Below are 8,176 nucleotides of genomic sequence, written 5' to 3' on the forward strand. Positions count from 1 at the left end.
AGCCTGACACGCCAGTAATCGGCTTTGCCGGTGACGGTGCCTTCGGGATTTCCATGAACGAAATGGGATCTTGCGGTCGTGGCGATTGGCCGGGCATCACCATGGTGATCTTCCGTAACTACCAGTGGGGTGCGGAAAAGCGTAACACGACGCTTTGGTTCGACAACAACTTCGTTGGTACAGAACTGAACCGCACACTGAACTATGCAGAAGTTGCCAAAGGTTGTGGTCTGAACGGCGTTCAGGTTCGCACACCGGAAGAACTGACGGCTGCATTGAAGAAGTCCATTGAAGATCAGGATAAAGGTGAAACAACCTTCATCGAAGTTATCCTGAACCAGGAACTGGGCGAGCCTTTCCGTCGCGATGCGATGAAGAAGCCCGTTAAAGTCGCAGGAGTCAGCGCTGCTGACATGCGCCCTCAACAAGGTGACGTCTAACCTTGTTATCAGGGGGTTTTCCCTAACCCCCTGACTTTGTCGGCCGGACCCCTCGATCTTTCCGGCCGATCCCCTACAGCCTCTCCCTAGAGGTGCAACTTCCTGCGGTTTCGATTTTCCGACATCCATAGAGATCGAAACCGCAGACTTTTTTCGAAAGAAGGACCGATCATGAAACTCATCATCAATGGCGAAGAAATTAAATTCGAAACCACATTGAACGTGGCGCAGATGCTGGAACATATCGGTTATAAATCTGACAAAGTCGCGATTGAACGCAACCGCGAAATCGTCCCCAAATCCACCTATGACCATGCCGAACTACAAGACGGTGACAAATTGGAAATCGTGCGCATCATCGGTGGGGGTGATCATGCTGAAACGCCCGCAACCGACGAAGATTTCGTTGTGGCAGGACGTCGTTTCAAAAGCCGCCTGATCACAGGCACAGGCAAATACGACACTTACAAATTAAACGCAGAAGCCGTTGAGGCTTCAGAATGCGATATCATCACGGTTGCTGTGCGCCGCGTCAATTTGACGCAGGCAGACGAACCCATGCTGATGGATTATCTTGACCCCCAAAAATACACATTTATGCCCAATACTGCGGGCTGCTTTACCGCAGAAGACGCCCTTCGCACGTTACGTCTGGCGCGCGAAATCGGCGGCTGGGATTTGGTGAAGCTGGAAATTCTAGGCGACAAACGCACGCTCTATCCCCGCATGCCGGAAACACTGGAAACATTGAAGGTTCTGAAAAAAGAAGGCTTCGATGTGATGGTTTATTGCTCGGACGATCCAAACTTCTGCAAGGCCTTGGAAGAAGAAGGCGCATCAGCCGTTATGCCGATTGCCGCCCCTATCGGGTCCGGTCTTGGTATCCTCAATCCGGTCAACCTGCGCATCATCAAAGAAAACGCCAACGTTCCGGTGATTGTTGATGCGGGTATTGGCACTGCATCGGATGCTGCCCAAGCCATGGAATTGGGATGTGATGCGGTGATTATGAACACAGCCATTGCCGAAGCCAAGGACCCGGTACGCATGGCAAACGCCATGAAACATGCGGTCATTGCAGGGCGTGATGCGTATCTGGCAGGTCGTATGCCCAAGAAACAATATGCTGATCCCTCAAGCCCGCTTGCAGGCCTGATCTAAAGAAAAAACTTGAGAAAGAAACAGACATGAAACCCTTTGACGATCTTGTTGAACGCGCCCAAGCCACCCCAAAACATATCGTGATGGCCGAAGGAGAAGACCCCCGTGTGATCGAAGGTGCTTTGCGCGCATTGGATACAGGCATTGCCCACATCACCTTGTTGGGCAGCAAAGATAAAATCCTGCCGCAGTTGACTCAAAACTGGATTGAGGATGAACGTTTGCAGGTTGTTGATCCGACAGCGTCCAAATTCACCCCTGGCTTTGTGCAGGAACTGGTCAAACTGCGTAAACACAAGGGCATGACGGAAGAAAAAGCCCGCGTGGAAGTGGCAAAGACCCAGAACTTTGCCAACCTGATGGTCCGTCTTGGTTTTGCCGATGGGTCTGTCGCAGGCGCACAGCTGACGACAGCCGATGTAGTGCGTTCTGCCATTCAGATCATTGGGGTGGACAAGCGCTATTCTATGATCTCCAGCTTTTTTATCATGATGCTGTGTGAGCCTTTTCACGACATGAAAGGCGCGTTGGTCTTCGCCGATTGTGGTCTCGTGGTTGACCCGAATGAAGAGGAACTCACACAAATTGGCATTGCTGCGGCAGATAGCGCGGCTAGTCTTCTGGCGCTTGACCCGCGCATTGCCATGCTTTCTTTCTCGACCAAAGGAAGCGCATCGCATCCACATGTAGATAAAGTGAACCATGCCGCAGATCGCATCAAAGCCCTGCGTCCTGATCTGCATGTGGATGGCGATTTACAGCTTGATGCCTCCATCGTGCCCAGCGTCAGCGAAAGCAAAGCCCCTGATTCAGATGTGGCAGGTCACGCCAACGTCCTGATCTTCCCGGATTTGGAAGCTGGCAACATCGGTTACAAAATGGCCGAACGAATTGGTAAAGCCAAAGCCATCGGCCCCGTCCTGCAAGGCCTGGCACGTCCGGCCAACGACCTGTCACGCGGCTGTGACGCCGATGCAGTCTTTCGCATGATTGCCGTGACTGTCGTTCAGGCACAAGCATAAAACAAACAGATAAAACGTATAAAAAAACAACGTCTTTGAATAAAGGGACCACTCCCATGACTGATACCACCATGACGGCACAAACAGGTGCCTTGTCCAAAGTTACCCGCCTTTTCCCCGGCATTGCCATCTGTCTGATCATTGCGGCAGCTGCCAAATTTCTGTCTGAACATTATGGCGCCCCGCAAATGCTCTTTGCCCTTTTGCTCGGCATGGCCTTGCATTTCCTGATGGAAGATAAAGCATGCCGTCCGGGGATTGAGTCCGGGTCCAAAATGATCCTGCGCACAGGCGTTGCCCTTTTGGGTCTGCGTATCACGGTGGATCAGGTTGTCGGACTTGGCGCAGCGCCCATTTTGTGGGTTGCAGGCGGGGTCTTTCTGACCATTGCCTTTGGCGCGGTTATGAACAAAGCCATGGGCCGGACCTGGCGTTTTGGTATCCTGAGCGGTGGTTCAGTGGGTATCTGTGGAGCCTCTGCGGCACTCGCCATCTCTTCTGTCATGCCAAAAGATGACCGACTGGAACGTAACACCATCTTCGCCGTTCTGACCGTAACGACTTTGTCTACCATCGCCATGATCGTTTACCCGATTATCTGCACGGCCCTTGGTCTGACAGATGAACAAGCAGGCCTCTTCCTGGGCGGAACGATCCATGACGTGGCGCAAGTGGTTGGTGCAGGCTACAGTTTGTCTGAAAGCACAGGTGATATCTCCACCATCACCAAACTGTTCCGTGTTGCATTGCTGGTCCCTGTGGTATTCGTTCTGGGCGTTGGCTTTAAGATGTGGGCAGCCAAACAGGAAAATGTGGAAGTAGATAGCGGCAAATTGCCGGTTCCTTTCTTCGTCATTGGGTTCTGTATTTTGGTCTTCCTGAATACTATGGGTTATGTGCCAGATGTTGTGCGCGAACCAATGATTGGGGCATCCGGCTGGTTCCTGGTGACAGCTATCGCAGCCCTTGGTATCAAGACTTCTTTGAAATCACTTGTTGAAGTTGGCTTCGGTCCTGTGGCATTGATGATCCTGGAAACAGCCTTTATTGCGATTTGGGTCCTGTTGGGGATTCAATTCATCCTATAAAAAGAAAGCCAAGAGAAAATGAGCCAGACTTTCCATAATGTCCGCCGCCTGCCCCCTTACGTTTTTGCTGAAGTTGACGCACTAAAAATCCCCGCGCGTGCGGCAGGCGAGGACATTATCGATCTGGCCATGGGCAACCCGGATCGGCCCACGCCCCAGCATATCGTTGATAAGCTGGTAGAAACCGTGGCCGATCCGCGCACGCACCGTTATTCAAATTCTCGCGGTATCCCCGGCCTTCGAAAGGCGCATGCCAATTACTATATGCGCCGTTTCGGAGTTGAGATTGACCCGGATTGTGAAAATATCGTGACGCTTGGGTCCAAGGAAGGCCTTGCAAACCTTGCAAGCGCAATTTCAGCCCCGGGTGATGTGATGCTGGTCCCAAACCCCAGCTATCCGATCCACCCGTTCGGGTTCATCATGTCCGGTGCGTCTGTGCGCAATATTCCGATCAAGCCGGATCAGACCTTCTTTGATGCGTTGGAACGTGCAGTTCAGCATTCTGTACCCAAACCAACCGCCGTCATCCTGAATTATCCCAACAACCCGACAGCAGAACTTGCAAGCGTTGAGTTCTATGAAGAAGTCGTGAGCTTTTGTAAGCATCACGGTATCTGGATTTTGTCTGATCTGGCTTATTCAGAGATTTATTATGGCGACACGCCACCGCCTTCTGTTCTGCAGGTCAAAGGCGCGAAAGATGTCGCCATTGAATTTACGTCCATGTCTAAAACTTACAACATGCCGGGATGGCGTATCGGGTTTGCAGCCGGGAATAAAGAACTGATCGCAGCCCTTACCCGCATCAAATCATATTTAGATTACGGGGCCTTCACACCAGTTCAGGTCGCCGCCATTGCCGCACTGAACGGTCCGCAGGACTGTGTGGAAGAAATCCGAGGCGTTTATAAAGAACGTCGTGACGTGTTGATCAATGGATTGGCGGCTGCAGGTTGGGATATTCCCGCCCCGGAAGCAGGCATGTTTGCCTGGGCCCCGATCCCTGAAAAATTCGCACACCTTGGATCACTTGAATTTGCCAAGCTGTTGCTAACCGAAGCCAAGGTTGCCGTGGCACCGGGTATCGGCTTTGGCGAACATGGCGACGGCCATATCCGCATCGGGCTGGTGGAAAACACCCAGCGCATCCGTCAGGCCATTCGCAATATCAAAGCCTTCCTGAACAAATAACAAAATAAAAAAAGGCCTGCTGCAAATCATCGCGAGCAGGCCTTTTTCTTTTGGTTCAGCGACGTCTACAAGAACATCGGTGCATGTTGCTTGGCAACCATCACGGTTGCGGCAAAGAACGCGATGGCCACAAGGCTCAAGCCCAGACGCGGCACAACAGCTGTGGTCGGTTTCAGCGCCAATATCCCCAGGATCACATACCCCACAAGGCCGATGCCTTTTTCCATCAGCCAGGCGGTTTCCATCGCTGAATTGCTGGCAAGCAGACCAGCTGAGATCAGAACCATCAGCATGGACCCCATGGTCGCAATCAGCGCCAGTTTATGGTTTGCCAGATCAGGTTTTGCAAATGCCAGCACATTGCGCCCCAAAAACACAACAATGCTGATGAGCAAGAAGCCCAGATGTAATTTAAGCCAGAGCGTTTCCATTATTTTCTCCTTAAGAATTTAGGCTTTTTAAATTTTCTTTTGACGTATTTCGTTGAGGAACTGATCAACCTCGTCAGACAGTTCGCTCGTCAGCGCATTCATGCTTTCAGACACATTCAGAAGATCAGAGGATGCCTGACCCGATTTGGTGGAAACCTCAGACACACTGGAAATGCTCTGTGTAATCTGCTGACTTCCTTTGGCCGCATCCTGCACGGTCTGACTGATTTCTTTGGTCGCCGCCCCTTGCTGTTCCACAGCAGACGAAATCCCGGTTGAAATCTCATCGATCCGTTGAATGACATGCGTGATGCTTTCATTCGCATGGACGGCCTGATCCACTTCTTGCTGAATCTGCTGAATCAACTGACCGATATCATCTGTGGCCTGTGTTGTCTGGGTGGCAAGGTTCTTGACCTCGCTGGCGACCACCGCAAAGCCTTTGCCAGCTTCGCCCGCACGCGATGCTTCGATGGTGGCATTCAGGGCCAGCAGATTGGTCTGTTCGGCAATAATATTGATTAGATTAATCACTTCGCCAATGCGGCGTGACCCGCTGTGAAGCGATGACATCACCTGGTTCATGCTGGCCGCTTCTGCCACCGCCTCGCCTGAGATTTCGGCAGATTGGGCCACCTGGCGACTGATTTCCTGAATGGATGCACTAAGTTCTTCGGTAGCCGAGGCTGCCCCGCCGATATAGCCGGTGATCTGCCCGGATGTCTTGGCAACAGTCTGGCTTTCTTCCAACACTTGGGTAGCCAGCATATTCATATTCTGTGAATTCTGGTTCATAGAATTGGCCGCAGCGGACAACTGGCGGATATATTCCCCGACGGAATTGTCAAACCCATCAGCCAGTTCCAATTCATCATTACGTTTCTGGATGGCGACTTCCTGACGTTCACGTTCAATACGCGCACTTGAAGCCACCGCTTCCTTGGCATTTTCCCGAAAGACACGCAGTGCCTTACCCATTTCAGAAAGTTCATCATTGCCATCACGATGCACACGGGTCTGAAGATTGCCTTCTGCAATTTCCATCATGGAATTGGCCAGCAGGTTCAGGCGATGCACCACATTACGCCCGATATAGAGCCAGCTGACCAGAATGGAGATCACCACAGATAAAGCAGCCAACGTCAAAAGGACCACGTTGGTGCGCTTCGACAGCGCCGCATTGGCTTCTTCACTTTTCTTGAGTTCCTGATTGACCACACCAACCACTTTATCAATCTGGACCATCATGGCATTGGCAACTTGCTTGCTTTCTTCCAGCAGCAATTTGGACTGGTTGTTGAGCTTTAATTCTTCCAGACGCGCATCAATTACGTTACCTTCCCCCTTGCCCAGATCAACGAAGGTTTTAAACAATGGATCCAGCTTTGACACATTGACCTTTGCTTTCTTCAGATTACTCAATTGATTGGCAACGGCGGCCAAGGACTGGGTGTAGCGGGTTCTGATCTGTTCGACCTGAAAAGCGTTATGGCTGTCCATGGCTTCCAAAAGGTGACTTAATAACAAATTACCTTCGGCCTTGAAATTCAGCCCGCCTTCCATGGCTTTAAGGGCCGACATGCTTTTTTCTGTTGCGCCTTCAACATCTACATCCAGATTACCATCGCGGGTTTCCTCTATCATCTCTTCCCAATCAAGGTTGGTGAACAGCATGGTGGATTTGGCTTTTTTGGCAATCGGCGTGATGTGATTTTGCAGGTCCGTGCGGCTTTTTAAGATCGTCTGCGTTTTTTTAGAGCGTGTTTCCTGCATGATCAGACTGCTGCCCAACAGTTTATTGACCTCTTCCAACTTGGTCCAAATGCCAACAAGGTTTTTCCTCAGCACCTCAACCTCATCATGACTGGAAATAGACTTATCCAGCTGGTTCAGTTTTTTGATCAGTTGATTGTAGGAAATCTTCAGGCTGGCAAAGCGTTCTTCGCCCTGCTCTTTCGTTTGTGACGCATAAAGAAGCGGCGCGGCCCCGGTGAGTTGCACGCTTTGGCGGGCAAGTTCCAGGGCACGTTTGATGGTCGGGATATCTTTGTCAATGATCTGCGTTTGGCTGTCATTAACATCACGCAGGCTCTTCCAGGACACGGTTGCTGTAATAATACTCAGCAACGCAAGCCCAACGAAGGAAAGGAGCAGCTTCGCGCCGATACCAAAGCGCACGGTCTTCTGCCCTGAAATTTGAGACGACATAATCTATTCCTTTCTGCGCATGCAAAAAAGTTGAATGACGGATAGTTTTTTTATGAGCTGCGGTTCTTAAATGCCGCAGGCAGGTCTGCTTAAGGGAGCGGCACAATCAGTGTCGGAATGCGCGAACGACGCAAGACACTTTTCGCCACACTGCCCAGAAACGTATGGGTCAGCCCCTTTTCGTGGGCCCCCATGACGATCATGTCACAGCCATGCTTGACCGAGCTTTTGAGGATTTGTTCTGCCGGATAAGCTTCCACGATCTCGATAGATTTGATCTGATCGCGGATGGATTTATCTTCCTCATCCAGTTCAGCGAAAAATTCATCATGGCATTTGTCCAGATGGGCACGGGCCACTTCGCCGCGAGCTTCGGCAAAATCATGGCGGCCTTTGGCGCTCATCATATATGACTGGATGGTAACGCGGGCTTCGGTTGGCAGTTCGACCAACACGTGAAGCACATGGATGTCTGCCCCTGTCACTTTGGCAAGAAAGGCCGCATGACGAAACGCATAGATGGCATTTTCGGATAAGTCGGTAGGTAATACCCCCGATTTTTAGTGGTCCTTAGAAGTAGAATTTTCTCGTATATTAAGTGCAGGAGATTCGAAATGAAAAAACCAAGATAT

General features: G+C 51.1%; 7 protein-coding genes and 1 pseudogene. 5 read left to right on the top strand and 3 right to left on the bottom strand.

Annotation, left to right across the window (positions count from 1 at the left end; translation table 11 throughout):
• From RYZ26_RS19440 to RYZ26_RS19460, 5 genes are all read left to right on the top strand, one after another.
• On the top strand, positions 1–440 hold a 440-nt coding region (locus RYZ26_RS19440; protein WP_317684922.1), incomplete at its 5' end, for a thiamine pyrophosphate-dependent enzyme.
• Between the two features lie 171 nt (positions 441–611).
• Positions 612–1,601: a sulfur carrier protein ThiS gene (thiS, locus tag RYZ26_RS19445; RefSeq protein WP_317684923.1), complete on the top strand. Its 990-nt coding sequence runs from the start codon at positions 612–614 to the stop codon at positions 1,599–1,601.
• Positions 1,602–1,627: 26 nt separating this feature from the next.
• On the top strand, positions 1,628–2,623 hold the full coding sequence (pta, locus tag RYZ26_RS19450) for a phosphate acetyltransferase (RefSeq protein WP_317684924.1): 996 nt from the start codon (positions 1,628–1,630) through the stop codon (positions 2,621–2,623).
• Positions 2,624–2,679: 56 nt separating this feature from the next.
• On the top strand, positions 2,680–3,711 hold the full coding sequence (locus tag RYZ26_RS19455) for a YeiH family protein (RefSeq protein WP_317684925.1): 1,032 nt from the start codon (positions 2,680–2,682) through the stop codon (positions 3,709–3,711).
• A gap of 18 nt (positions 3,712–3,729) precedes the next feature.
• Positions 3,730–4,905 (top strand): LL-diaminopimelate aminotransferase, encoded by a 1,176-nt coding sequence (locus tag RYZ26_RS19460; protein ID WP_317684926.1) that lies wholly within the window; start codon positions 3,730–3,732, stop codon positions 4,903–4,905.
• Between the two features lie 65 nt (positions 4,906–4,970).
• Here the strand turns inward: RYZ26_RS19460 and RYZ26_RS19465 are convergent, their stop codons facing one another.
• The 3 genes and pseudogenes from RYZ26_RS19465 to RYZ26_RS19475 all read right to left on the bottom strand — a co-directional run.
• Complete coding sequence (locus tag RYZ26_RS19465; RefSeq protein WP_317684927.1) at positions 4,971–5,336, bottom strand: SirB2 family protein; 366 nt, start codon at positions 5,334–5,336, stop codon at positions 4,971–4,973.
• A gap of 27 nt (positions 5,337–5,363) precedes the next feature.
• Positions 5,364–7,544, bottom strand: coding sequence for a methyl-accepting chemotaxis protein (locus RYZ26_RS19470; protein WP_317684928.1), 2,181 nt, complete (start codon positions 7,542–7,544; stop codon positions 5,364–5,366).
• An 89-nt stretch (positions 7,545–7,633) separates the two neighbouring features.
• Positions 7,634–8,083: pseudogene (locus RYZ26_RS19475) on the bottom strand (universal stress protein); the annotation flags it as partial.
• Positions 8,084–8,176 lie beyond the last annotated feature (93 nt).

The sequence above is a fragment of the Terasakiella sediminum genome (assembly GCF_033100395.1).
GTDB lineage: Bacteria > Pseudomonadota > Alphaproteobacteria > Rhodospirillales > Terasakiellaceae > Terasakiella.

Excerpts from the sequence above, each read along its gene's own strand:
- thiS (WP_317684923.1), top strand. The coding sequence starts at position 612 with ATGAAACTCATCATCAATGGCGAAGAAATTAAATTCGAAACCACATTG.
- pta (WP_317684924.1), top strand. The coding sequence starts at position 1,628 with ATGAAACCCTTTGACGATCTTGTTGAACGCGCCCAAGCCACCCCAAAA.
- RYZ26_RS19455 (WP_317684925.1), top strand. The coding sequence starts at position 2,680 with ATGACTGATACCACCATGACGGCACAAACAGGTGCCTTGTCCAAAGTT.
- RYZ26_RS19460 (WP_317684926.1), top strand. The coding sequence starts at position 3,730 with ATGAGCCAGACTTTCCATAATGTCCGCCGCCTGCCCCCTTACGTTTTT.
- RYZ26_RS19465 (WP_317684927.1), bottom strand. The coding sequence starts at position 5,336 with ATGGAAACGCTCTGGCTTAAATTACATCTGGGCTTCTTGCTCATCAGC.
- RYZ26_RS19470 (WP_317684928.1), bottom strand. The coding sequence starts at position 7,544 with ATGTCGTCTCAAATTTCAGGGCAGAAGACCGTGCGCTTTGGTATCGGC.